This is a genomic window from Prevotella sp. P4-67 (assembly GCF_002251325.1).
Lineage (GTDB): Bacteria > Bacteroidota > Bacteroidia > Bacteroidales > Bacteroidaceae > Prevotella.
Genome location: NZ_NPJL01000063.1, coordinates 11,690 through 34,532, shown reverse-complemented (window position 1 = coordinate 34,532; position 22,843 = coordinate 11,690). Strand labels below are relative to the sequence as shown.

Annotated in this window: 22 protein-coding genes; 15 read left to right on the top strand and 7 right to left on the bottom strand. The window is 51.5% G+C overall.

Annotated elements, in window-relative coordinates:
* The 6 genes from CIK92_RS11100 to CIK92_RS11075 all read left to right on the top strand — a co-directional run.
* On the top strand, window positions 1-405 hold a 405-nt coding region (locus CIK92_RS11100), incomplete at its 5' end, for a M91 family zinc metallopeptidase (RefSeq protein WP_144289415.1).
* A 214-nt stretch (window positions 406-619) separates the two neighbouring features.
* Entirely contained in the window at window positions 620-949 is a 330-nt protein-coding gene (locus CIK92_RS13510; RefSeq protein WP_144008054.1) for a hypothetical protein, read from the top strand.
* Between the two features lie 524 nt (window positions 950-1,473).
* Window positions 1,474-2,097, top strand: a complete 624-nt coding sequence (locus CIK92_RS13505; protein ID WP_144289414.1) for a hypothetical protein — start codon at window positions 1,474-1,476, stop codon at window positions 2,095-2,097.
* Window positions 2,098-2,133: 36 nt separating this feature from the next.
* Window positions 2,134-3,405, top strand: coding sequence for a hypothetical protein (locus CIK92_RS11080; protein ID WP_094389114.1), 1,272 nt, complete (start codon window positions 2,134-2,136; stop codon window positions 3,403-3,405).
* Between the two features lie 134 nt (window positions 3,406-3,539).
* Window positions 3,540-3,713: a hypothetical protein gene (locus CIK92_RS13825; protein ID WP_022310901.1), complete on the top strand. Its 174-nt coding sequence runs from the start codon at window positions 3,540-3,542 to the stop codon at window positions 3,711-3,713.
* A gap of 44 nt (window positions 3,714-3,757) precedes the next feature.
* The gene (locus CIK92_RS11075; RefSeq protein ID WP_094384618.1) at window positions 3,758-4,165 is read left to right on the top strand and encodes a DUF5675 family protein; all 408 of its coding nucleotides are present in this window, start codon (window positions 3,758-3,760) and stop codon (window positions 4,163-4,165) included.
* 233 nt (window positions 4,166-4,398) lie between these two features.
* On the opposite strand, the gene lpxB is transcribed toward CIK92_RS11075, so the two are convergent.
* Both lpxB and surE read right to left on the bottom strand, forming a co-directional pair.
* On the bottom strand, window positions 4,399-5,559 hold the full coding sequence (gene lpxB, locus CIK92_RS11070) for a lipid-A-disaccharide synthase (RefSeq protein ID WP_094389113.1): 1,161 nt from the start codon (window positions 5,557-5,559) through the stop codon (window positions 4,399-4,401).
* Window positions 5,556-6,326 (bottom strand): 5'/3'-nucleotidase SurE, encoded by a 771-nt coding sequence (gene surE, locus CIK92_RS11065; protein ID WP_173823836.1) that lies wholly within the window; start codon window positions 6,324-6,326, stop codon window positions 5,556-5,558. Before surE ends, lpxB begins: the two co-directional genes overlap by 4 nt.
* A gap of 113 nt (window positions 6,327-6,439) precedes the next feature.
* On the opposite strand from surE, the gene CIK92_RS11060 reads away from it, so the two are divergent.
* The 6 genes from CIK92_RS11060 to CIK92_RS11035 all read left to right on the top strand — a co-directional run bounded on the left by CIK92_RS11060 (window position 6,440) and on the right by CIK92_RS11035 (window position 13,305).
* Window positions 6,440-7,207 (top strand): ParA family protein, encoded by a 768-nt coding sequence (locus CIK92_RS11060; RefSeq protein WP_022310897.1) that lies wholly within the window; start codon window positions 6,440-6,442, stop codon window positions 7,205-7,207.
* Between the two features lie 4 nt (window positions 7,208-7,211).
* Window positions 7,212-8,117, top strand: coding sequence for a ParB/RepB/Spo0J family partition protein (locus CIK92_RS11055; RefSeq protein ID WP_022310896.1), 906 nt, complete (start codon window positions 7,212-7,214; stop codon window positions 8,115-8,117).
* Between the two features lie 62 nt (window positions 8,118-8,179).
* Window positions 8,180-8,953, top strand: a complete 774-nt coding sequence (locus tag CIK92_RS11050; RefSeq protein ID WP_254046074.1) for a DUF5683 domain-containing protein — start codon at window positions 8,180-8,182, stop codon at window positions 8,951-8,953.
* 51 nt (window positions 8,954-9,004) lie between these two features.
* Window positions 9,005-10,306 (top strand): lytic transglycosylase domain-containing protein, encoded by a 1,302-nt coding sequence (locus CIK92_RS11045; protein WP_094384611.1) that lies wholly within the window; start codon window positions 9,005-9,007, stop codon window positions 10,304-10,306.
* Window positions 10,307-10,339: 33 nt separating this feature from the next.
* The gene (locus CIK92_RS11040; protein WP_094389111.1) at window positions 10,340-12,625 is read left to right on the top strand and encodes a bifunctional (p)ppGpp synthetase/guanosine-3',5'-bis(diphosphate) 3'-pyrophosphohydrolase; all 2,286 of its coding nucleotides are present in this window, start codon (window positions 10,340-10,342) and stop codon (window positions 12,623-12,625) included.
* Window positions 12,626-12,933: 308 nt separating this feature from the next.
* Window positions 12,934-13,305 (top strand): ACT domain-containing protein, encoded by a 372-nt coding sequence (locus CIK92_RS11035; protein ID WP_254046073.1) that lies wholly within the window; start codon window positions 12,934-12,936, stop codon window positions 13,303-13,305.
* 184 nt (window positions 13,306-13,489) lie between these two features.
* On the opposite strand, the gene CIK92_RS11030 is transcribed toward CIK92_RS11035, so the two are convergent.
* From CIK92_RS11030 to CIK92_RS11020, 3 genes are all read right to left on the bottom strand, one after another.
* On the bottom strand, window positions 13,490-14,728 hold the full coding sequence (locus CIK92_RS11030) for a serpin family protein (protein ID WP_094389109.1): 1,239 nt from the start codon (window positions 14,726-14,728) through the stop codon (window positions 13,490-13,492).
* 961 nt (window positions 14,729-15,689) lie between these two features.
* Window positions 15,690-15,932: a hypothetical protein gene (locus CIK92_RS11025; protein WP_094384603.1), complete on the bottom strand. Its 243-nt coding sequence runs from the start codon at window positions 15,930-15,932 to the stop codon at window positions 15,690-15,692.
* Window positions 15,933-16,170: 238 nt separating this feature from the next.
* Window positions 16,171-16,518, bottom strand: a complete 348-nt coding sequence (locus tag CIK92_RS11020; protein WP_022310239.1) for a MerR family transcriptional regulator — start codon at window positions 16,516-16,518, stop codon at window positions 16,171-16,173.
* Window positions 16,519-16,630: 112 nt separating this feature from the next.
* Here CIK92_RS11020 and alaS point away from each other — a divergent pair, with 112 nt between their 5' ends.
* The 3 genes from alaS (at window position 16,631) to CIK92_RS11005 (ending at window position 20,520) form a co-directional block, all read left to right on the top strand.
* Entirely contained in the window at window positions 16,631-19,252 is a 2,622-nt protein-coding gene (gene alaS, locus CIK92_RS11015; protein WP_094389108.1) for an alanine--tRNA ligase, read from the top strand.
* A 271-nt stretch (window positions 19,253-19,523) separates the two neighbouring features.
* Window positions 19,524-19,895, top strand: coding sequence for an RHS repeat-associated core domain-containing protein (locus CIK92_RS11010; RefSeq protein WP_254046072.1), 372 nt, complete (start codon window positions 19,524-19,526; stop codon window positions 19,893-19,895).
* A gap of 16 nt (window positions 19,896-19,911) precedes the next feature.
* Window positions 19,912-20,520: a hypothetical protein gene (locus tag CIK92_RS11005; RefSeq protein WP_144289413.1), complete on the top strand. Its 609-nt coding sequence runs from the start codon at window positions 19,912-19,914 to the stop codon at window positions 20,518-20,520.
* Window positions 20,521-20,855: 335 nt separating this feature from the next.
* On the opposite strand, the gene CIK92_RS13820 is transcribed toward CIK92_RS11005, so the two are convergent.
* Together CIK92_RS13820 and CIK92_RS11000 are read right to left on the bottom strand one after the other, a co-directional pair.
* Window positions 20,856-21,011: a hypothetical protein gene (locus CIK92_RS13820; protein ID WP_022311242.1), complete on the bottom strand. Its 156-nt coding sequence runs from the start codon at window positions 21,009-21,011 to the stop codon at window positions 20,856-20,858.
* 395 nt (window positions 21,012-21,406) lie between these two features.
* Window positions 21,407-22,474: a Fic family protein gene (locus CIK92_RS11000; RefSeq protein ID WP_094389105.1), complete on the bottom strand. Its 1,068-nt coding sequence runs from the start codon at window positions 22,472-22,474 to the stop codon at window positions 21,407-21,409.
* Window positions 22,475-22,843: the final 369 nt, after the last annotated feature.

Genomic DNA, 22,843 nt, shown 5'->3' with positions numbered 1-22,843 from the left:
GGGAAAAAACTTATAAACACATTATTAGGGAGAAAAAATATAATTATTAAATATGGAAAAAATGAGACAACGGGAAATGTCGTATCATGGAATAATGCTATAGAAATTGGCGGCATAAATGAGAATGGTAATATAACCCGTCCTACATATATAGCTTTAGGACACGAATTAGCGCACGCTGTGGACCAGTTATATAAAAAAACAGAATATGGGATTTGGACTAAGGGGCCTAATTCTGAGGACATACCTAACACAGAGAAATATGCCACATATATAGAAAACGAAATTAGAGCAGAAGCAAAGTTGCCTCTGAGAACTCATTATGCAATTATTGGAAATAAAGGGTATGAGCCCACGAGAATTATAGATAAGAAAACTAAAAAGAATTTGTTTTATGGTAATTAGAATTATTATTTTGCTATTGATGTTTGCAGCTAATGCATCAGCACAGAACTGGAAGGAAATCTCGAAAGCGGTCGCTATCGAGCATAAAAAACTATTAGGCGAAGCGGAAAAGTTTATAATGCATAGTAAAGTAGATTATTATAGGAAATTGCGGAATAGAACCCACTTCTATAACATTGAGAGCTTTCATGTCAACCATAATGACACTCTCATAATGATTGAACTCTACCCGTCTACTGGTTATGGCCGCGGCACCATTTGGAAATATTGCAGTAATTATCAGGATGTTTTTGCACGAGACTATGGCAACAGGTTAGTAGAATATTACTATCATAAAGGGAAAATTAGAGCTATGAGAGATTATGAGCAGATGTACTATGATTATGATTTCCGGAAAATGTGCAATGACTGGGATTTCCTGGAATATGAAAAAAAAAGGAAGAAACTCCTTTACGGGGGTGCGGAAGTATGGAGTGTCGGAATAATTACAAAAATAATCATTGACGGCACAAAATATAGGATATTTACACACGAATTGAAGTAAGAAGGCACTCATAGGCAACAGGGCTGACGACAGCCATGCGCGCCGTCCGATACGGACACGCGTTTCGGACGATACGGATGTGCGCACCGTCCGATGCGGATGCTCGTTTCGGACGATGCGCATCAACCAATGACATGGATAGCACGACTGAAGCGACTGAAGGGCACGACTGAAGCGACTGAAGGGCACGACTGAAGCGAATGGTTGGCACGACTGAAGTGACTTGGTGGCACGACTGAAGGGCATGGATAGCGTGACCCGACGCGCTGACTGGCGCAACCAGTGGCATGGCGACACTACCCTACTGGCTGACAATGATGACAGAGGTGGAGACAGATGTGTCGACGGTGTCTGCAGGACCGCTATAGAGAAAAAGGTGCGGAAGGAAGAGGATGATGATTTTTTTTGCTACCTTTGCAGTAACTTTATTCACGATAAGCCGTCGATAAATCATCAAACTTAGGTTTATGACAAGAACAAGGAAAAGTATACCTATAATAATATACCACACTGCACAATATGCCATGTATGCATATTGCATCTTCGCCTTTCTCTCGCTGGCCATCTCCGTTTGCGGAGAACTCGGCATGCCCATCAGCATGGGCCACATGGTGCTTACCGTAGAGCATTTGTTGCTGCGGCTTACCCCTATTGTCTTATGGGCAATGTTCAGTCTGGCACTACCTGCAGACACAAGACTGCTACGATACTGCAGCAAAGTGGTGACGATATGCTATATGCTCACATTCATCCTGGGGCTATGCTTCAGGTCCAATCTGGTGACAATGACGGAAGACGGACAGACACCCCAGATGGTGACCGTGCTTACCTGGATACAAGGCACAATAGGACTGCTCTCGGTCATCGCATCGCTGATGGCAGGCTGCCATCTGTACAGCAAGTATAAGGGGAACATGCACAAACTGGGCATAGCCCTTGTTATGGTGTTCCTCGTATGGCTGGCAGGCTCTAACATCATCCCGTCGGCTGTGTTCTATCTGGCAGGAAACACGCAGCAGACAGCCATCACCTGCGTAAACATCATCATTGAGGTCAGCAGCACATCGATGTATATATACGCATACTACATGATGTGCAGGGCGATAAACGACGGAGTGCAAGACACCCCAAGAGACAAGACCATGTAAGATAAAAACAATTACCCACAACCACACGCGACAGATATGATATCCATCCATTGCACCCTCGTAGGTTTCAGACATCACGCATGGCGTGGCACACAGCTCGAAGAGCTACTGGCTCGGGCCATAGGCCAAGAGGTGGTGCTGATGCGCGACCGTGAAAACCACCGCAACCCCGAGGCCGCCATTGCCTGCATAGACAGCGAGGTGGTGGCATATGTCAACAACGACGACTGCCACCGCATAGCCGCCTATCTCGACGCCACGGAGTATGGGCTGCTCTACGGCGTGATAACTGCTGCCGACGCCCACTCCTGCCGGTGTCATGCCGAGATGGAGGTGGACAAGGAGATATACATAGAACCCCTGATGAGCGACGGGCGATATGACGAATGGGATGAAGCCTGGAGCCATATACCCATAGCCCGACTGGGCGACGACGAGCTGCGCCAGGACATGCTCCAGCGCCATGTGCTGGCACAGCTGAGCCACCACACGGCGGCGAGCGACAATCTGTGCAGAGACATAGAGCGATATATGCAAGGGATGCGCTATGACCTGAGTGGCGAGGCTTCGCAGACGCGGCGCACCATAGCCGACAGGCTGCTGGCGAGCGGTGACGAGCGGCTGGCAGAGTATGGCCGACGCATGGATGTGGCCATAACCGAGATGGGCAACAACGAGGTGTGTGCAGACATAGCCCACCACATCACCCGCAGACTGGCGCAGAGTGCGGGCGTGGCCGACGCGCTGCGACACATAGGTGGCATAGACCGCCACGAGATGGAGCAGGCGCTGAAGGCTATGCCCCACGGGCTGCACGACGAGTATCGGCTGTCGGTGGCCGACTTTGTGTCGCGCGCCTACTATCTGCAGATACCCCGCCGCATACTGCGCCGTTTTGTCAGTGCCGAGCTGCTACTGGACCGTCTCGTCCATGCCGATGCCGCCGACGGCGCCAACGAAGAGATAAGACTTGCCGCCATCGAATATATAAGTCGCGCCAACCCATATATCACCCCGGGATGGCTGTCGAGGGCCGATGCGCTCTGGAGCGACATCATCGAGCAGTATGCCCTAAGGCTCACCCGCCTCAACGGCGCCAAGGACACGCTGTTCAACGCACGGTTTGTCTGCCAGGTCATGGGCAGGCTCATAGACCTGGGCATCTATGACGATGCGGTGTCGCAAGCCGAATACGGACGACGCATGGCGCTGAACGGAAGAGACATGCGGTCGTCGATAAACCGGGCACTGATAGACGACGAGGAGACCCGCAGAGCCATCGGGATGATGGTAGAAAGATACAGATAGGCAGAGGCCACGAGGGCGATGGCCATGGCTGTCACCACTGTTACACACCTGTTATATTTCATGTACACTATATCGTTGATGGCAAAGTTGGAAGTGCTTAACTTTGCAGTGTCTAATCAAAACTAACAGGTAACATGAAACAGAACAAAAGAAAAAGAAACAAGCTGTGGACAGCGATAGCTGCAACATGGCAGAGATGGAAACGACGACACCGCACGGCAGCCCAAACCATACTGGCAGACGAAGAACTGTGGCTGCAGGCTCTGATGACAGCATCACTGATAGCACTCTACATGAAAAAACACTGAGAAACACACTGACTGAAACACAACAGACAAACTACAGGATAACAATGGAAATTAAACTTACACGAATAGCCCGACACAAGGACTACACCATAGGTCGGATGGAGATAGACAACGAGTATATCTGCGACACGCTCGAACCCACGTGGCGCGACCTGGCCCACGGCGGTCGCAAGCAGAAGGGAAAAACAGCCATACCCGAAGGGCGGTATGCCCTGGTGGTGACCAAGTCGCCTAAGTTCAAGAAGTGGCTGCCTCTGCTGCTCGGCGTGCCAGGTTTCGATGGTGTGCGCATACACTCTGGCAATACGCCCAAAGACACGCAAGGGTGCATACTGGTGGGACAAAACCGGAAGAAAGGCATGGTGCTCAACTCGCGCATAGCCATGGAAGAGATAATGAAGATACTGGACAGCCGCAAAGCCGGCGAACCGGTTTTCATCACAATCGTGTGAACGCTGCAGGAGCAGCACCACACGCCGGGTGACGACGGAAAGAGGCGTGACCCCCGACAACAAAAATAATAAAACAATCTGCCAGCCACTGGAGCGCTGGCAGATTGTTTTGCGTTTATACCCAGAGGGTCGGCAGAAGGATGTCTATGACCGAGACTGCGATGGAGACACCCGGGCAGCCCACAGGGGCACGGAACAGCGGTGCTGCCATAGGAGCAGAGCCCAGGGGCGGGTCATCGCTGGCTGAGCTTGTCTATCATAATGCGGGCAGCATTGTCGGGTGCCACCTCGTCGCCCAACCTGCGCTGCACCTCGGCATAGCCCTCGAGCATGGGGGCGCGGTCGGATCCGCCAGGGAGTATGCGCTCCAGATGGGCGGCGATGCCTTCGAGGGTAAAGCGGTCGGCAAGCAGCTCGGGCACCACCTCGCTGTCGGCGATGAGATTGACCAGACTGATGAAGCGCACATGGATGATGTGGTTGAACGCAAAGCGGATGAGCCGTGGCACCGGCGTCTTGTAGCACACCACCTGGGGCACGCCGAAGAGTGCCGTCTCGAGGGTGGCGGTGCCGCTGGTGACGAGCGCCGACACAGCATGGGAGAGCAGCGGATAGGTCTCGTTGCGCACCATCGCCACATCGTGACCCTCGAGGAAGGGCGCATAGTAGGCATCGTCTATCGAGGGTGCTCCTGCCAGCACCATCTGGTACTGGCGGGTAAGTCCGCGCCGCTCGAGCAGCCGCTCGGTGGCAGCAATCATCATAGGCAGATTGTCCTTGATTTCCTGTCGACGGCTGCCGGCAAGCAGGGCTATGATGGGGCGGTCGTCGAGCTGGTGACGGATGCCGAAATCCTGGCGCGACTCGGTGTAGGATGCCCTGAAGTTGCGCACCTCGTCGGCAGTGGGGTTGCCCACATAGTGGATGGGATAATGATGGCGCTCCTCGAAGAACGGCACCTCGAAGGGGAGGATGGAGAAGAGCTCGGAGACATCGCGCTTGATGTTGCGGATGCGCCACTCCTTCCACGCCCATATCTTGGGCGAGATGTAGTAGAACACGGGGATGCGGGTGTGGCTGTGCAGATACTGGGCAATATTGAGATTGAAGCCCGGATAATCGACGAGGATGACCACGTCGGGCTGCCACTCCACAATGTCGCGCTTGCACATGGCCATATTGCGGAAGATGGTGGGCAGATGCAGCAGCACGGGCACGAAGCCCATGTAGGCCAGTTCGCGGTAATGGCGCACGCGGGTGCCGCCGACTGCCGTCATCAGGTCGCCGCCGAAGAAGCGGAACTGGGCGTCGGCGTCATACCTACAGAGCGACTGCATGAGATGGCTGGCATGCAGGTCGCCGCTGGCTTCGCCTACGATAAGATAGTATTTCATAGATTCCAGTTGTTGACAGTATCTATCATCTGATAAGCAGTAACATCAATGGTGGTGGGGGTAACAGCCACATAGCCATGGGCAAGTGCCCACTGGTCGGTGTCCTGGGCATCGGGCTCGGCATTGCGGTAATGGCCCACCATCCAGTAGTAAGGATAGCCGAGAGGATGGCGCTGGGGAGCCACCTCGTTGACCCACTCGCCGAAGGTCATGCGACAGGCTCGGATGCCCTCAAAGGTCTTGCGGTCGGGGAAGTTGACATTGAGGCAGACGCCCTTGGGCAGTCCCTCGGCCAGCACCCGCTCTACCACGCGGCGCACATAGTGGGTGAGGTGAGTCTGCGACGACTGGGGGTTGTAATCGCAGTTGGAGAACGCCACCGAGGGAATGCCCTTGATGCAGCCCTCGACAGCCACTCCCATGGTGCCCGAATAGTGGTTGTTGACGGTGGAGTTGTCGCCATGGTTGATGCCACCGATGACAAGGTCGGGAGTGCGGCCTCCACAGAGCTCATCTACAGCCAGTTTGACACAGTCGACGGGGGTGCCGTTGGTAGACCATACCTCGACTTCACCCATATTGTGGCGGCGCGTCAGGCGCAGGGGGACAGTGGCAGAGAAGGCGCATGAAAAGCCCGAGCGGGCAGAGTCGGGCGCGCAGACGATAATCTCGCCCATATCGCCAATCATTTCGACAAGCGAGCAAATACCCACGGCATCGAAGCCGTCATCATTGGATACCAATATCAGTGGTTTATTAATACTCATTATTTTTCGTTATTTTTTCGCTACAAAAGTACGAAAAAAGGGCCAAGAATACGACTATATCATATAAAATATGTATCTTTGCAGTCTAAATAATCGATAGAATTACATAGGAAATGGGAAAAATTATAGCTGTGGCAAACCAGAAAGGCGGTGTAGGTAAAACTACTACTACGATAAACTTGGCCGCCTCGTTGGCAACTTTAGAGAAAACCGTGCTGGTGGTAGATGCCGACCCACAGGCCAACGCTTCGAGCGGATTGGGCGTAGACATCAAGGAGGTGGACTGCTCGCTCTACGAGTGTATCATTGACCACACCGATGTCAAAGAGGCCATCTACACCACCGACATCGACGGTCTCGACATCATACCCAGCCATATCGACCTGGTAGGTGCCGAGGTGGAAATGCTCAAGATAAAGAACAACCGCGAGAAGATGATGAAAGAGCTCCTTGCACCCATGCGCGACGAGTACGACTATATACTGATAGACTGCGCGCCTTCGCTGGGACTTATCACCGTCAACTGTCTCACTGCCGCCGACTCGGTTATCATCCCCGTACAGTGCGAATACTTTGCGCTCGAGGGTATCAGCAAGCTGCTCAACACCATCAAAATCATCAAGAGCAAGCTCAACCCGAGACTGGAGATAGAAGGCTTCCTGCTCACGATGTATGACAGCCGTCTGCGTCTGGCCAACCAGATATACGACGAGGTGAAGCGCCACTTCCAGGAGCTGGTCTTCAAGACTGTCATCCAGCGCAACGTGAAGCTGAGCGAAAGCCCGAGCCACGGACTGCCCGTGATCCTCTACGACGCCGAATCGGCTGGTGCCAAGAACCATCTGAACCTGGCCAAGGAAATCATTGACAAAAACATGTAAGACTATGCCTCCACACAAGAAATTCAACATATCGGGCAAAGGCACCGCGCTGGGACGCGGACTCGATGCGCTCATCTCAACCGAAGATGTAAGGACGAGCGGGTCGTCGACCATCAACGAGATTGCCCTCAACCAGATAGAACCCAACCCTAACCAGCCACGCCACGAGTTTGACCAAGAAGCTCTCGACGAACTGGCTACAAGCATACGCGAACTGGGCATCATCCAGCCTATCACGCTGAGACAGGTGGCCGATGACAGGTATCAGATTATTGCTGGCGAGCGCCGTTGGCGTGCCTCCCAGCTGGCTGGGCTTGAAACCATTCCCGCCTACATCCGTACCGTCAACGACGAGAACGTGATGGAGCTGGCTCTGGTCGAGAACCTGCAGCGCCAGGACCTCAACGCCATCGAAATCGCTTTGGCCTACGAGCATCTGCTCGAAGGCAGCGGCATGACTCAGGAACGCATCAGCGAGCGCGTGGGCAAGAGCCGTACTGCCATCACCAACTATCTGCGTCTGCTTAAGCTGCCTGCTCAGGTCCAGATGTCGCTCCAGAAGAAAGAGCTCGACATGGGCCACGCCCGCGCTCTGCTGTCGCTCGAGTCGCCTACCCAGCAGATTAAGCTCTTCAAGGACATCATCAAGAACGGTTACTCGGTGCGCAAGGTCGAAGAACTGGTGAAGCGCATCAAGAACGAAGAGCAGATGGACAATGACCAGAGCAACATACAGAAGAACCCGCTCAGCGAGAAGTTGGGCACGCTGTCCAAGCAGCTTTCGGGCGTACTGGCCACCAAGGTCCAGATGACCTGCACCAGTAAGGGCAAAGGCAAGATAAGCATCCCCTTTGCCAACGAGAGCGAGCTGGAGCGTATTCTGCTGATGTTCGACAAACTCAAAGGCTAATCAACGTGAAGTCATACACTAAGTTATATCTCATAATACTGGTGGTTTGCATGGCCATGACTATGCCCCTGACAACCGCTGCCCAAAGCCGGAAGACCGACTGGGGCACCACTCCCGCGCCGCAGAAGCAGGACACGGTCAAGGTGGTAAAGGGCACAGCCGAGGCGATCAAGGACACGGTCAAGGCTGTCAAGGACGCAGAGACAGTTATCTCTACCAAAGGACTCACCACGCCCGACACTGCGCAGACTGTGCAGGCAGAGACGCCGCTGACCCTCACGCCCGACACGCTGACCCAGAAGAAGAAGAGAGACTGGAGCACGTGGCGCCCAGAGACCAAGCGCGCAATGTGGCTTGCCCTGGTGCTGCCCGGAGCCGGACAGATATACAACCGCAAGTACTGGAAGCTGCCCATCATCTACGGTGGATTTGTAGGCTGTGCCTATGCGCTGCGCTGGAATAACATGATGTACAAGGATTATTCCCAGGCCTACATGGACTTGATGGACAACGACCCCAACACCCAAAGCTACAACAAATTCCTTTATTTGGGCAACCAAATAGATAACAGCAACAAAGAATATTACCAGAAACTGTTCAAGAACCGTAAGGACAGATACCGCAAGTGGCGCGACATGAGTGTCTTCGCCATGGTTGGCGTGTATCTGATATCCGTGGTCGACGCCTACGTTGACGCGTCGCTGTCAGAGTTTGACATATCGAGAGACCTGAGTATGAAGGTAAGTCCCGCAGTCATCAAGGAGCGCAGCGAATGGACAAGCTACAATCCGCTCAACTCGTCGGCAGTGGGGCTGCAGTGCTCGCTGACATTCTGAACTATCTCTGGGAAGACAAAAGACAAACAAGAAAAGATATCTTATTATATAATGAAGAGAATATATGCGATTATGACCGTTTTGGCCCTGTGTGGATGGAATACTACCCAAGCCCAAAACGTGGAAACTGAAATAACGGTAACAGACAAAGGAAAAGAAGAAGTAATCGAACTGCCGCAAGGTATGATCACAGAGGTTGACAGCCTGCTGCATCTGTATAACACCAAGACTTACATGAAGCCGGCGACTGACTGCAATGTGCCCAACGTCAATCCCATATACACCAAAGAGGAGTATATGGAGAGGCTCAAGCGCATCCCGTCGGTGATAGAAATGCCCTACAACGACATCGTCCAGAAATTCATTGACCGCTACAGCAGCCGCTTACGCCGTTCGGTAAGCTATATGCTGGGCGCACAGAATTTCTATATGCCCATTTTTGAACAGGCGTTGGAAACCTACGGACTCCCCCTCGAACTCAAATATCTGCCCGTAATCGAGTCGGCGCTTAACCCCAAAGCCGTATCGAGAGTCGGCGCCACAGGTCTGTGGCAGTTTATGCTCAAGACTGGCAAGAACTACGGACTGGAGGTCAACTCGCTGGTCGACGAGCGCCGCGACCCCGTCAAGGCATCCTACGCCGCAGCAAGGTATTTGAGCGACCTGTACAAGATATTCGGCAACTGGAACCTGGTGATTGCCGCCTACAACGCCGGACCTGAAAAAATCAACAAGGCCATTCACCGTGCCAACGGAAAAGCAGATTATTGGGAAATTTATCCCTATCTCCCCCAGGAGACGAGAGGCTATGTACCTGCTTTCATAGCCGCCAACTACATCATGACTTATTACTGCGACCACAATATCTGTCCGATGGAGACCGACCTGCCCGCCAAGACAGACACCGTGATGATAGACCGCGACGTACACTTTGAGCAGATAGCCCATGTGCTCAACATGGACGTGCGCCAGATAGAGGAGCTCAACCCCCAGTATCGCCGCGATATCGTCAACGGCACCTCCAAGCTGTCTGCGTTGAGGTTGCCATCGACCCAAATCACCCAGTTCATCGACAATCAAGACTCCATCTTCGCCTACAACGCCCAGGACCTGCTGTCCAAGCGCGAGGAGGTGAAGGTCAACGACGACGTGCCCACCTACACCAAGTCGAGCAAAAGCAAGAGCCGACGCAAAGGCAGAAGAGGCAGAGGCAGCAGACGCGTGACCATCAAGAACGGCGATACGCTGTCTGAAATCGCACACCGCAACCACACCACGGTAGCCAAGCTCAAGAGGCTCAACAAGATAAGTGGAACCAACATCAGAGCTGGCAAGAAAATCAGAGTCAAGTAAACCCTCGTATATCAACCCTACAACCCTAAGGATATGGAAAGTCAGTTGCCTAAGACCAAAGAAGAATTGGAAGAGCAGATGGTAGACGATGCCTTCCAGCACCTCAAAGATACGTATCTCGCGTCGCGCCACCGCAAGAAAATAGATATTATCAACAAGGCTTTCAACTTCGCCCGCCAAGCCCACAAGGGCGTGAAGCGACTGTCGGGCGAGCCCTATATCCTGCACCCCATCGCTGTGGCGCAGATAGCCTGCGAGGAGATGGGGCTGGGCTCGACCAGCATCAGCGCAGCCCTGCTCCACGACGTGGTCGAAGACACCGACTACACCGTCGAGGACATCGAAAACATCTTCGGTGCCAAGATAGCGCAAATCGTTGACGGACTGACCAAAATCAGTGGAGGCATCTTCGGCGACCATGCCTCGGCACAGACAGAGAACTTCAAGAAACTGCTGCTCACCATGAGCGACGACATAAGGGTCATCCTCATCAAAATCTGCGACCGACTCCACAACATGCGAACCCTCGAGTCGCAGCCCGCCAACAAGCAGTACAAGATTGCAGGCGAGACCCTGTACATCTACGCCCCCTTGGCCAACCGACTGGGTCTCAACAAAATCAAGACCGAGCTCGAGAACCTCAGTTTCAAGTTCGAGCACCCCGAGGAGTACGCCAACATCACCAACAAGCTCAACTTCACCAAGGAGGAGCGCGACAAGCTCTTCGAAGAATTCACCGCCCCCATCAGGGAAGCCCTCGATGCGGCTGGGGTGAAATACAAGATTATCGCCCGCGTCAAGAGCCCATACTCTATATGGAACAAGATGCAGACCAAGCACGTCACCTTCGAAGAAATCTATGACCTCCTTGCCGTACGTATCATCTTCACGCCCAAGGTCAGAGAAGAGGAAATCAACGAGTGTTTCAAGATTTACGTCGCCATAAGCCGCATCTACAAGTCTCACCCCGACCGCCTGCGCGATTGGCTCAACCACCCCAAAGCCAATGGCTATCAGGCTCTGCACGTCACGCTGATGAGCAAGCAGGGACGATGGATAGAGGTGCAGATACGCTCCGACCGTATGGACGAGATAGCCGAACAGGGATTTGCCGCCCACTGGAAGTACAAGGAGGGCAACGACAGCCAGGACGGAGATATCCAGGAGGACGAGGTGGAACTCAACAACTGGCTGCGCACCATCAAGGAGATACTCGACGACCCACAGCCCGACGCCATGGACTTCCTCGACGCCATCAAGCTCAACCTCTTTGCCTCAGAGATTTTCGTCTTCACCCCCAAGGGCGAAATCAAGACCATGCCCGCCGGCAGCACCGCCCTCGACTTCGCCTTCCAAATCCATACCTTCCTCGGCAGCCACTGCATCGGTGCCAAAGTCAACCACAAGCTGGTGCCGCTGAGCCACAAGCTGCAGAGTGGCGACCAGGTCGAAATCCTCTCGTCCAAGGCACAGCACGTGCAGCCCTCGTGGATTAACTTCTGCTCGTCGGCCAAAGCCAAGGCAAAGATACAGGCCATCCTGCGCCGCGAAAACCGTGAAATCCAGAAGAAGGGAGAGCAGATTCTGACCGACTGGATGAAGAAGAACTACTTCGAGCTTACCACCTCCAATCTGGACAAGCTCTGCGAGTATCACGACATGCAGAAGCACGACGACCTGTTCCTCGCCATCGGCGAGCGCACCATCCTGCTCGGCGAGAAAGACATAGACAAGCTCAACGAGAAAGACAAGAAGAGCACCTCGACCTCCAGCTGGCGCAAGTACGTGTCGTTCCTCGGCCTCGACAAGAAAAAGAAGAAGGATGAAGACAACACTGTGGAACCCGTCACCGTCAAGGAGGGTTTCAACAAGAAGAAGCCGTGCATTATCAACGAAGAGCACATCGGCAAATACTTCTTCCGCGACTGCTGTCACCCCATTCCCGGCGACGACATCCTGGGTTACATCGACAACAAGAACCATATCGAGATACACAAGCGCAACTGCCCCGTGGCGAGCCGACTCAAGACGAGCTACGGCAACCGCATACTCGACGCCAAGTGGGATATGCACCGGCTGATGTTCTTTGATGCGACCGTAGAAATCAAGGGTATCGACCGCAAGGGTATGATATTCGATGTGGCCAAGGTCATCACCGACGAGCTCGACATCAACATCCACCGCGTCACGGTCACCGCAGACGAGGGCATCTTCGACGGTTCGATAGAGCTTCGCGTCCACGACCGTAGTGATGTCAAACTCATCATGGACCGGCTCAAGAAAGTGGATGGCATACAGGAAGTGATGCGCATCAACTGATACTGCCGCCATGCCTGCCACAAGCGCACGCACAGGATACAGCAAGGTAAGACTCCACATCGGGTCTTACCTTTTTTTGTTGTCCTCCCAGCAGACGGGCATTGCCGCCTGCACGCCAGTCATTATCGCCACAGCCGCGCAGAGCCCATTCACGCTCGCACTGACCACAGCGGGTAGCTCGTAACATAAGCCACGTGGGCTCGTGTCGTATGAAACGTGGGCTCGTGCCTTACGTTACGTGTCCTGTACCTTACGTTACGAGCCAGCAACCATCATCACAGACACGACTATCCATGACCATTATTGCAATGTCTATCATAGCAGATGCCCAGATTGCACTGAGCAGCGCTCTCGCCCTGTTCGGCAGCGAGCCGATACCAGTGGGCATCCTCGTCGTCGCTCTGGCCTCCCCCCAGCCCTTCCTGAAAACAGAAGGCAAGATAGTACTGGCCGCGACCGTCGAAATCAAGGGCATAGACCGCAAGGGTATGAACTTCGATGTGGCCAAGGTCATCACCGACGAGCTCGACATCAACATCCACCGCTTCACTGTCACCGCCGACGAGGGCATCTTCGACGGTTCGATAGAGCTTCGCGTCCACGACCGTAGTGATGTCAAACTCATCATGGACCGGCTCAAGAAAGTGGATGGTATACAGGAGGTGATGCGCATCAACTGAGACTGCCGACGCGCCAGCCACTGACACGCACACAGGATATAGCAAGGTAAGACTCGCCATCGGGTCTTACCTTTTTATTCGGCAAGCCCCCATAGGCGGAGCCGTAGGGCTGACCTATGGGGGCGAGTACTGTGCAGACGGGGCTGCGGCAGCCATGCCGTCTTATCTCATTGTCTATTACCTTTTACAGCTTTACCACCTTACCCATAAAGAGGATGGCACCCGTGGTGTTCTCGCGGACGGCGTAGATGAAGGGGTGGTCGAAGGAGAGATTGGGCATAGGAGTCATAGCGCCGTCGATGCCAACCCCTGCCGACACACCTGCTGCCTTTGTGCCATTCTCATTTACATGGATGGCCACCTTGTGGGCGATGAGGGTAATTACGGTATTATTATATTCATTAATAACTTTAGGAATAGCAGCCCAGTCAAGTGAGGGCATACCCAAAGATTCCATCGCGCGCATAATGTTCTTCCAACTGGCCTCTGCCGAGAAGCGTGGAAGCCGAATGATAGCCATGCCCTTGGTCATCTGGTTGTGCCATCCCCACCAGTCGGCTTTCTCAATAATATCGTTCAGGTATTCCGACTTCTTGGGCATCACCACCATCATGCTGTAATAGCCCTGTCCGTAAGGCATTTCCACCATCTGCAGCGAGTCGTCTTGATAGTGGTTCACCTCTTCCGTGTTGCACATGGTCATCACGTTGCGTTGGTTGCCATCAAGGCCATAGAATGGAAGGGCTTTGGATTCGGCGGCATTGAAAGGATTGGACCATTTACCGTCAAAATAGTTTGCATTTACTACAATGAATTCTGTTAGATTGTCTATACTCAAAGGGAAACTGGTGATAAGTCCTTTCGTGCTTTCCTTAGCCCATGCGTCAACCCGTTGCTGCATTGCTTTGGGATTGTTGCGAATATCCACCACGCTCAGGTTTGCCTTGTAATACTGATCCATCGTGCTCTTAAACCCAGACCGATAGGTATATTTCTTGTCCAACCAGGCGCTGTTGTTTAGGCCTATCTTGACGTATTGGTCATCTTCGCCCAACTTGTTGAGCATAGCCAGATTCTCCTGGTTCAGACTCTCTATATCGTCATACCCCAAGGCTTCCACTATCTCTTTCGCCGCAACATCGTCAACGCCATTGGCCAGCATCGAGAGCACATACTGCATGCTCATGGGAGCCACGCACACGTTGTCACCCTGCTTCTCTGGGTCGGCCGAGAGCAAGGCCATCAACTTGTTGGCAAACTTGTTGCTCTGCTGTGCAAACTCGGTCTGCTGCACCTGGCTGTATGCCAGCGGTATGGGCTTCAGATCCACATCATTTCCACCGCCGTTTCCGTTGTCGTCGGTGCAACTTGCCATCGACACCAATAGTGCCGAAATGGCAAACATAGAAATCATCTTTTTCATAATCGCTTGATATTTGTCAGTTAATATTATTTCTCTAATTTGAAGTATCTCCTGTTAGTGTTATATCCAAGAATATTACCTATCACATAATTGGTATCATCGGCATCCGAACCTAATGGATAGAAACTTGGATTTCATCCGAAATTGCCCTGGCAAGCATAATCTCGTTTGTAAGTCCCTGCTTTCTCATACTCTACAAGGATACTTGCAGCCGTCTATCACGAACAGGTGCTGCTGCACGATGCCAAGAAGGCCAACAAGGGCAGAAGCAGATAGATTTTTCCTTTCTTTGTCATAATGATGTCATTTTGAGCTTAGTCCTACGTTTCAGGTGTTTGGTTTCCTCCTTTGGGCAGCGTGGTCTGGTATATCGTGATGTGTTAGATAACTATGGTTATACTAATAGCGTTTGTAGGCTTTTACGGCTGTAAAGATATGAATAATAAGAGAAACCACAAAAAAAGCAGAAAAATTCATTCTGTGACGAAAAAAAAGACAAAATGCTGAAACATCATGACTTATAAGGGTAATTGGTATGCTGTGCTTTATCCCAAATCGGTCATTAAGGCTTACATGGATTTTACTTTAGAAGAGTGGATTTGGGTTGGGTTAAGCCACAGGTCTGATACTCTGATTGCCCATAACCCACCATCTTAATCCTAACAAACCACATAGTAGCAAGTTCCCAAGCAGCGGCAACTCTGAACCGCAGGTCACCGGCGCGGAGCGGAAAGGTAATGGAGTTGCGATTCCCCAGCCCAGGGTTGCGGGCGAAGCACGCTACCCTGGGTAGCTGACACCACTATTATAGCTACTCTGTAGGAGTTGCGCTTAGCCGTAGGCGTCATGTGTGTCTCGTGCGCTTCGATATTCTCTGGATATACTCGCATAAGAAGATACAAAAAGTCCGCCGTTGGCGGTAAAAAAAGTCCGGCTTGCGCCGGTAGAAAAAGTGATTAGCTTATTTCTTGTCGATATATAACACCTCTTCTTCATTGCTCTCTTCGAAGAACCATACAAGCAGTTGTTTTTTTACCGCCAACGGCGGACTTTTTGAACGGCCAACGGCCTTTTTTACCATGCCGGCTGTTGTCGCCATGCGGCGCATGGCGTTGGGGATGGTGGTGATGACAAGGAGGAAAACTCGTTTTCCAACTGGCGTCACCGCCGTCAACAAAAAGGCGAAGCCGACAACAGCCGCCATGGCTTTTTGTATTTATATCATCCTATATATTATGTCCTGCTGCAGGTAACGCCTACGGCTAATCGCAACTCCGTTTCCTTTCCGCTCCGCGCCGGTGACCTTCGGTTCAGAGTTGCCCCCCATCTATGACCAAGGCTGGACCCTACACGGTGGTAGCGTCCAGCCCTGGCTGTATCTGTGCGCCCGTTATGGGCGGCTGTGTCATTATAATATAATAAGGTGTACCCTCTCTCGCCGCTCAGACCATTCCGCCGAGCTGGCGCTTCAGCTCCTGCAACTGCGAGCGCACGGAGATGAGCGTCTCGAGCACCTCGCTGCTGCGGTCGGCGCCCCGGCGGTTTTCGTTGAGCATCTTGCGGGCGGCGGCGAGCTTGAAGCCACGCACCTTGACCAGATTGTATATCGTCTTGAGCAACTCCATATCCTCGGCGGTATACTGGCGCACCTTGTTGAGCGCCTGGGTCTTCGGCTTGAGCTGTGGGAACTCCTTCTCCCAGTATCTCAGCGTGCTCTCGTTGACCCCCAACTGCTGGGCCACTTCCTTGATGGAGTAGTACAATTTCAGTTCCTTGTCCTTTTTAAGCATCTTACTTGTAGCTTTTTATTCCAATTTCTTGCAAAAATACTCAAAACTTGGTAACTTTGCAAGTGTTTTCATAAAATGTTGAATATTAAGCATAATAAAAAGCAAAATAAAGATGATGACAGCTAAAGAAATCCGCGACTCGTACAAAAAATTCTTCGAGTCTAAAGGACACGTTATCGTTCCGTCGGCCCCGATGGTAATCAAGGACGACCCTACGCTGATGTTTACCAATGCCGGTATGAACCAGTGGAAAGATATCATACTGGGTACCAAGGACCCCGAGCCACGCCGCCGGGCCGACACGCAGAAGTGTCTGCGCGTAAGCGGCAAGCACAACGACCTCGAGGAGGTTGGCCACGACACCTACCACCACACCATGTTTGAGATGCTGGGCAACTGGAGTTTCGGCGACTACTTCAAGGAGGGTGCCATCGACTATGCGTGGGAGTATCTCGTCGACGTGCTGCATCTCGACCCCAACGACCTCTATGTCACCGTCTTCGAGGGCTCGCCCGAAGAGAATATCCCCCGCGACGAAGAGGCTGCCCGTTACTGGCTCAAGCACGTGCCCGCCGACCACATCATCAACGGCAACAAGCACGACAACTTCTGGGAGATGGGCGATACCGGCCCCTGCGGCCCCTGTAGCGAGATCCACGTAGACTCTCGTCCCCTGGACCAGCGTGGCGACGTGCCCGGCCGCGACCTTGTCAACAAGGACGACCCACAGGTCATCGAGATATGGAACATCGTGTTCATGCAGTTCAACCGCAAGGCCGACGGTTCGCTCGAGCCGCTGGCTATGAACGTCATCGATACCGGTATGGGCTTCGAGCGTCTGGTGCGCATGATGCAGGGCAAGCACTCCAACTACGATACCGACATCTTCCAGCCCATCATCAAGGAGGAAGAGCGCATCACCGGCAAGAAATACGGTGAGAGCGAAGAGACCGACGTGGCTATGCGCGTAGTGGCCGACCACCTGCGTGCCGTGGCCTTCTCTATCGCCGACGGTCAGCTGCCGTCCAATGCCAAGGCTGGCTACGTCATCCGCCGCATCCTGCGCCGTGCCATCCGCTATGCCTATACCTTCCTCGGACAGAAAGAGGCATTCATCTACCGTCTGCTGCCCGTGCTCATCCAGGAGATGGGCGACGCCTTCCCCGAGCTGCCCGCACAGCGCGAGCTCATCGCCCGCGTGATGAAGGAAGAGGAAGACTCGTTCCTCCGCACACTCGAGAAGGGTATCAACATGCTCCAGACCGCTATGGACCAGCTCAAGGCTGAGGGCAAGAACCAGCTCGACGGCGTTCAGGCATTCCGACTCTTCGATACCTATGGTTTCCCCCTCGACCTCACCCAGCTCATCTGTCGTGAACACGGTTTCACCGTCGACGAAGAGCAGTTTGACGCCGAGATGCAGAAGCAGAAAGAGCGCGCCCGCAATGCCGCTGCCGTAGAGAATGGCGACTGGGTCGACGTGGCCGAAGGCAACCAGCAGTTTGTGGGTTACGACTACACCGAATACGAATGTCACATCCTGCGCTACCGCAAGGTGACTCAGAAAAAGAACACCTTCTACGAGCTGGTGCTTGACTATACTCCCTTCTATGGTGAGATGGGTGGCCAGGTGGGCGACACCGGCGTGCTGGTAAGCGAGGACGAGACTGTAGAGGTAATCGACACCAAGCGCGAGAACAACCAGTCTATCCACATCGTCAAGGCTCTCCCCAAGAATATCAACGCACAGTTTATGGCATGTGTCGACACCGACAAACGTGCCGGCAGTGCTGCCAATCATACTGCTACCCACCTGCTCGACTATGCGCTCAAGCAGGTACTGGGCGACCACGTAGAGCAGAAGGGCTCGTATGTCAGTGCCAATACGCTGCGTTTCGACTTCTCTCACTTCCAGAAGGTTACTGATGACGAACTGCGTCAGGTTGAGCGTCTTGTCAACGACATGATACGCCAGGACATCCCTCTCGACGAGCATCGCGACACCCCCATGGAGGAAGCCAAGGAACTGGGAGCCATCGCCCTCTTCGGCGAGAAGTATGGCGACCGCGTACGCGTGGTCCGCTTCGGCCCCTCATGCGAGTTCTGTGGTGGTATCCACGCCCAGAGCACCGGCCGCATCGGTATGTTCAAGATTGTCAGCGAAAGTTCGGTAGCCGCCGGCATCCGCCGTATCGAGGCACTTACTGGCAAGACTTGTGAAGAGGCTTACTACGCTCTCGAAGACAGCATGCGCCAGATCAAGGCTCTCTTCAACAACGCCAAAGACCTGCAGGGCGTCATCGCCAAGTATATCGAGGAGCACGACGCCATGAAGAAGGACATCGAGGCATTCCGTGCCCAGGCTGTAGAGCGCATGGCGAAGACTCTGGTAGAGAAGGCCAGCGTCGTCAATGGTGTCAACGTCATCAAGGCGGTCATCCCCTTCGAGCCATCGGCAGCCAAGGATCTGGTGTTCAAGATCCGCGAGGCTCTGCCCGAAAATCTGCTCTGCGTCATCGGCTCTACCGCCAACGAGAAGCCTATGCTCTCTGTGATGCTGAGCGACGACATGGTGAGCAGCCATGACCTCAACGCCGGCAAGATGGTACGCGAAGCCGCCCGCCTCATCCAGGGTGGTGGCGGTGGTCAGCCCCACTACGCCCAGGCTGGTGGCAAGAACCTCGACGGTATCTCTGCCGCTGTAGACAAGGTTATCGAGTTGGCCAATCTGTAAGCAGACATCTACTGAGTACATATAACGCAAGTGGCAGCCCATTCCGGCTGCCACTTTTTTTGTTACTCCGTCTGTCAAAGCCAAATCGGTCATTAGGGCTTGCTTGGTTTTTGCTCTTGCTTGACCACATCGGGACACGGCAGGCTTCAGCATATTATTTTCGCCCCCAGCCATCACTTTTCCCCCGATTTCCTTTGCGCGTGTGTACATTATTATTATATTTGCAATGTAAACATCTTAACCCCAGTCCATGCGCCACCAGATTGTCATAATGCTGTTGGGGCTCATGAACATACTGAGCCTCTCTGCTTTCGCCAATGTCGAAAGCAGAGAGAATGACCACGCCACCCAACCCTACAAATACATAGGCAAAGAGCTCGACCGCACCCATGGCCTCGACTGGTACGACCACGGTGCCCGCCACTACGCCCCCGTGACGGGACGATGGAACGCAGTGGATGCCTTGGCGGAGAAAGACTACGCATGGTCGCACGATGAGCGTGCATCATACGCAGATGGTTCACTCTCAGAAAAAATGGGAGGACTACCTGTTCTTATCGTGGGGCATGACGGATATACACGAGGATTTATTTATAATGATAGAGAAATAGAATTGGTTAGGAATGGAGTGCAAATCTATTAAGGGGAAGAGTAAGAATATGTCTAAAAGGGCTTTAAGAGTTTTATTGACTTTGTTTTTTGCATTTGTGATGATGCTATTGGTTGGTTGTAAACCTACTTTGGTAGGATTTAAGCGTGTTTACGGAGATGGCATAGAGCTAACTGAAATAAAACAGAACGACTCGATTATTAGTATCATAAATGACTATATAAAACGGCACCCTAAATACAATACCTTTGTCTTGAGTCGTCCCATCTTGCTGTCTTGGGATGATAGTATTGTATTGAAGGGTCTCATCTTAGGGCCAGGGTACCGTCCTCTTTATGGGCGACGAGAAAAATTGGATACACTATGGTTACATGGGAAATGTGTGATATGCTTTGACTCCATCAGCGATAGAGACCTGTACTATAAAGAAGGCTTTGTAGAGTACAAGAAAAAATACAAAAATGTACAAGATATTTATATACAAAGCAATGGATATGTCGTTGATGGTGAACTTTATAATTATATTTTCCGGTCTATCTATATAGACAGAAAGGATGATAAGTTAATAGTAAATACAAGGCCAGACACCCTGTTCTTACCAATATTTAAGAAATCAAATATTAGATTCACCTGTCCTAACCCAAGTTTCGCACCTTAGAATTATTTTTAACCCAAAGCGGTCATTAGGCCGTTTGGGGTTGAAGGTATCTTCGGCTCTCAGGGCAGCGCCTTGCCATAGTCCCAGGAGCCGTACCTTGTGTCCATTGTGCCTTGCGCTGTTCTACGACAAGGTTGTGGGTTGGCCAATCTGTAAGCAGACATCTCCTGAGTACATATAACGCAAGTGGCAGCCCATTCCGGCTGCCACTTTTTTTGTTACTCCGTCAATCAAAAGTATCTTCGGCTCTTGGGGCTACGCCTTGCCATAGTCCCAGGAGCCATACCTTGTGTCCATTGTGCCTTGCGCTGTACTACGACAAGGCTGTGGGTTGGCTAATCAGCCCAAATCCATCCATTCTCGTCAGGCTTTGGTTGGTTACCGGAACCTGGTTTACCCATTGGAATGCTCTCAGTTGACCCTTGCATAATCGCTACTGTTCCGATGTTGATGACTTGGACGGCGGGTTTCTGATAATTTTTCTTCTCCATAATTACTAAGGTTTAATTCATTATTTATTACTCAAGTGTTACATTTGCGGCACAAAAGTAGGAAGAAGAAACGAGAATGGCGTGTAGCTTTGCCGTTTTAGGTGTGGCTTTGCGTCATTTTGGGTGTAGCTCTGGCAGAAAGGCTACACCCATTTTGACCGAAAAAGCCCTTTCCGCTATGCAGAAAGGGCTGTCCGTTTATCCCAAACATATATAAAACCCCTTTTACACCAGTAGGATAAAAATATACTATTTATAGAGGAAACACACCTAATGGGTAGAACAAATACCATGCCCACCATGATTTTGCGACATCACACAAGAAGCGCTTCAGTTCGTTTGAGTATTCATGCCAAGTATTTCCTTGAATCATACGTTTATACATGATTTGTGTTTTATACTGATGGGGTGATAATTAGCCTCCAAGAATTATCTTTCTCTGTACGAGCTATATAGCCTTTGTCTGTAAGGAGTCGCAATTGCTTGTTTACCGCTGTAAGACTGATACCGGCAGCCTCTGCCAATTGAGGTATAGTGCTATTCGGCTGCTCATACATGCGATTCAGTATTATGCTGGTGGTTGCACTACGGAATTTTACACGTTCGCCATCAAACCACCATACATTATCTCCGCGCTCAGTCAGGAACTGTATGTCGTATGATACCTCGTCAATAAAGAGATTCGTAAAATAAGTAAGAAACTGTTGGATGTCACGCTTTGAAGCATGTGCGCCAAGTGAAGGTGCTGCACCGACAGTCAGGTCTGTACGATGCAATGCCTCTAAATATTCTTTTTTCTTACGGCTACGCACTACTATCATAGGGTAATCATGGCGAGTGAGGATGTAATTGACCATCAATCGAGCAATACGTCCATTGCCATCTTCAAATGGATGAATACGAATGTAGCGATAGTGGAATATTGCGGCAAGCTCTATTGGAGTGAACTTTCCCGATCTTTCTGCATCGTTGTACCAATCTACCAAATCGCTCATCAAAGCAGGAGTCTCTTCAGGCGTTGCATACTCGAATTGGTCACCATAACGAGTAATGACGGAATTAGGGCGAGTTTTGTATTGCCCGGCATGAATGACGTAGCTCGTCTGAACACCTCCAGGCAGTGTGCGATATACTGTGTAATCCTCACGCAAGAGGGTCTTATGTAATGTTCGGATAAATTGCTGTGTCAAAGGAGTCTCTTTAAGTAGAGCCTCCTCCTTCATTATTTTTAGACCAACATTGCTGGCAGTCATTTCGTGTACATCACGAACATCAGCCTCGCCAACAATCTTTCCGAACATGAGCAAGATCTCTGTCTGTCCATAAGTCAGTGTATTACCCTCAATGTGGTTGCTGTTATAGTTGAAATCAATTGTGAATCGACGGCTAAGCATCTCTCTGTCTCTATCAGACAAAGGCTGCAAAGCGTTCCACTCATTCATTACATCTTCTATTTTTTTCATATATGCGCTTTTTGCAAGAAATCACATTAAAAGGTTTATGTCATCAACCTTTATCGGGTGTAAAGTTAAAAAAATTCCCTCAAACAATAGCAATATAACACATAAAAAGGTGTATTCTAATAACCTTTTTTAGCATTATTCGTTATTCTTGTGCTATTTCATCCGGCATTTTTGTGGTACTTTGTTTTGGTGATGCAATGTATCGTGCGTGTGCGTATATATTATAATGAGTAATCTGACAAAACAAGATTTTCAAATTTGCTATCCATAGATAACAATACACAAATCCATATACCTTCTGCTGAATATACTATTCGTTTTATTGTTTCCTATCTCTATTTGCCTTAACTGCCCTTAATAGATTTCCAA

Bases quoted from the DNA above. Each gene is read 5' to 3' on its own strand.
- CIK92_RS13510 (WP_144008054.1), top strand. From the start codon at position 620: ATGATTGAACTCTACCCGTCTACTGGTTATGGCCGCGGCACCATTTGG.
- CIK92_RS13505 (WP_144289414.1), top strand. From the start codon at position 1,474: ATGTATGCATATTGCATCTTCGCCTTTCTCTCGCTGGCCATCTCCGTT.
- CIK92_RS11080 (WP_094389114.1), top strand. From the start codon at position 2,134: ATGATATCCATCCATTGCACCCTCGTAGGTTTCAGACATCACGCATGG.
- CIK92_RS13825 (WP_022310901.1), top strand. From the start codon at position 3,540: ATGAAACAGAACAAAAGAAAAAGAAACAAGCTGTGGACAGCGATAGCT.
- CIK92_RS11075 (WP_094384618.1), top strand. From the start codon at position 3,758: ATGGAAATTAAACTTACACGAATAGCCCGACACAAGGACTACACCATA.
- lpxB (WP_094389113.1), bottom strand. From the start codon at position 5,559: ATGAAATACTATCTTATCGTAGGCGAAGCCAGCGGCGACCTGCATGCC.
- surE (WP_173823836.1), bottom strand. From the start codon at position 6,326: ATGAGTATTAATAAACCACTGATATTGGTATCCAATGATGACGGCTTC.
- CIK92_RS11060 (WP_022310897.1), top strand. From the start codon at position 6,440: ATGGGAAAAATTATAGCTGTGGCAAACCAGAAAGGCGGTGTAGGTAAA.
- CIK92_RS11055 (WP_022310896.1), top strand. From the start codon at position 7,212: ATGCCTCCACACAAGAAATTCAACATATCGGGCAAAGGCACCGCGCTG.
- CIK92_RS11050 (WP_254046074.1), top strand. From the start codon at position 8,180: ATGCCCCTGACAACCGCTGCCCAAAGCCGGAAGACCGACTGGGGCACC.
- CIK92_RS11045 (WP_094384611.1), top strand. From the start codon at position 9,005: ATGAAGAGAATATATGCGATTATGACCGTTTTGGCCCTGTGTGGATGG.
- CIK92_RS11040 (WP_094389111.1), top strand. From the start codon at position 10,340: ATGGAAAGTCAGTTGCCTAAGACCAAAGAAGAATTGGAAGAGCAGATG.
- CIK92_RS11035 (WP_254046073.1), top strand. From the start codon at position 12,934: ATGTCTATCATAGCAGATGCCCAGATTGCACTGAGCAGCGCTCTCGCC.
- CIK92_RS11030 (WP_094389109.1), bottom strand. From the start codon at position 14,728: ATGAAAAAGATGATTTCTATGTTTGCCATTTCGGCACTATTGGTGTCG.
- CIK92_RS11025 (WP_094384603.1), bottom strand. From the start codon at position 15,932: ATGGCGGCTGTTGTCGGCTTCGCCTTTTTGTTGACGGCGGTGACGCCA.
- CIK92_RS11020 (WP_022310239.1), bottom strand. From the start codon at position 16,518: ATGCTTAAAAAGGACAAGGAACTGAAATTGTACTACTCCATCAAGGAA.
- alaS (WP_094389108.1), top strand. From the start codon at position 16,631: ATGATGACAGCTAAAGAAATCCGCGACTCGTACAAAAAATTCTTCGAG.
- CIK92_RS11010 (WP_254046072.1), top strand. From the start codon at position 19,524: ATGCTGTTGGGGCTCATGAACATACTGAGCCTCTCTGCTTTCGCCAAT.
- CIK92_RS11005 (WP_144289413.1), top strand. From the start codon at position 19,912: ATGTCTAAAAGGGCTTTAAGAGTTTTATTGACTTTGTTTTTTGCATTT.
- CIK92_RS13820 (WP_022311242.1), bottom strand. From the start codon at position 21,011: ATGGAGAAGAAAAATTATCAGAAACCCGCCGTCCAAGTCATCAACATC.
- CIK92_RS11000 (WP_094389105.1), bottom strand. From the start codon at position 22,474: ATGAAAAAAATAGAAGATGTAATGAATGAGTGGAACGCTTTGCAGCCT.